This is a genomic window from Streptomyces sp. BRA346 (assembly GCF_052851135.1).
In genome coordinates this window covers 1-1,437 of record NZ_JAIWIH010000167.1, presented here as the reverse complement: position 1 = coordinate 1,437, position 1,437 = coordinate 1, and the positions used below count along the sequence as shown (strand labels likewise).

At 65.7% G+C, this 1,437-nt stretch carries 2 protein-coding genes; both read right to left on the bottom strand.

Annotated features, from left to right (window positions below; translation table 11 throughout):
* The coding region (locus LCH29_RS43945) for a DUF4142 domain-containing protein (RefSeq protein ID WP_446467286.1) at positions 1 to 492 on the bottom strand (492 nt) is incomplete at its 3' end.
* 179 nt (positions 493 to 671) lie between these two features.
* Positions 672 to 905, bottom strand: a complete 234-nt coding sequence (locus LCH29_RS43940; RefSeq protein WP_446467285.1) for a galactose oxidase-like domain-containing protein — start codon at positions 903 to 905, stop codon at positions 672 to 674.
* Positions 906 to 1,437 lie beyond the last annotated feature (532 nt).

The following is a 1,437-nucleotide window of genomic DNA, read 5'->3' as shown; positions in this document are numbered from 1 at the left end:
GCCGCGGAGGATGTTGGCGAACTTCTTGTCGAAGTCCTCGCCCTGGGCGTTCTCCAGGGTGCGGACGAAGCCCTGCTGCTCTTCGCTGGCCTCGTCCGGCAGGGACACGTTCAGCGCCTCGGCGGTGTTGCGGACGAACTCGTCCAGCTTGGAGTGCCCGTCCATGACGTGCAGGCCGGCTCGTTTGACCGCCTCGCTGGTGGCATGGGTCTGAGCGAGCCGTCCGGCCGGGGCCTCCCACAGGTTGGCCTGGCGCACCTTCATCAGGAACTCCATGTCCAGCTTGCTCACCGGCCCGGCCGTGGTGACCACGTCACCGGGCACAGCGGGCTTGGCACTGGGGAAGTTGGCCGAGGATTTCTCGCTGGCGCTGGCGTTCCCCCGGGTGGCCCACACGATCGCTCCGGCCATGACGGCCAGGGCGACGAGCAGGATGCCCGCGATGGTGAGGTTGCGTGGGCGGCCGTGTGCCGACCGGGCGTGCGCGGTCATGGTGCCTCCAGGATCGGGGAGCGCCCGTCCATGGAAAGACGGACGCACGCGTCGTGAGCACGCAGAACGCTAGGCTTTTAGACAGTGCAAAATTTGCACTTTGACAAAGCGTGCGGAACCGATGGCAGGGTGCCTTCCGATCCGCTACAGTCACCCGCTTCCCCGGCGGTGTGGCCGCGTCACCGTACGTGGATCCAGACGGCCTTGGCCGGTGTGCCGTGCCGGTCGGCGACGAAGAGCATGTACCAGCCGGAGGGCACCAGGGTGGGGTCCTCGGGGACCGTGACAGTCACCGTCCTCCGTCCGCGGCGGACGTGCAGGGCGACGGAGCGCTGATCGACATCGGTCCTTCGGAGCGGCGATCTTTTTGAACGTGTTCCGAAGGGGGTCCCAGAGGGTGCTTTTGAAGGCACCCCCCTTGAACAGCGTGATGTTGTTGCCGGAGCCTGCGATCAGCAGGACCTTGCCGGTGGGGAGGAGCGTGGCGTGGACGGAGTTGAGCTGGAACTTCTCCGGCATATGGACCACGTCCCAGTGGCCGTAGCGAGCCAGGTACTCCGGTTGATTGACCTTGAATTCGTGATACCTGGAGCGCGAGAGGTCGATCAGGGCGGGTGCGTCGAGTCCGGCGGCCAGCGCGACGAGCGTGGCCCCGAGCAGAGTTCTGCGTCGTGTCGGGTCGGTCTGAACGCCCTCATGCGATGTCCTTCCCGGCGAGTCCACGATGATTACCTTGAGACGATGCAACGTTTGCATGACCGAATCAGTTGGGTGTCACGAACCGCCGATCGTGCCTCTCATCGGGTGAGGTGAGGAGCCAAAGGAAGGGTGTGGAGCAGCAGGAGACCGACGGCGTACTTTCCCTCGATGGCGTTCTCCAGCACCGGATAGCCCACCCCGTACATCTGCGGCAGCGCCAGCAGCAGCCCGCCCAGCAGCAGCCCG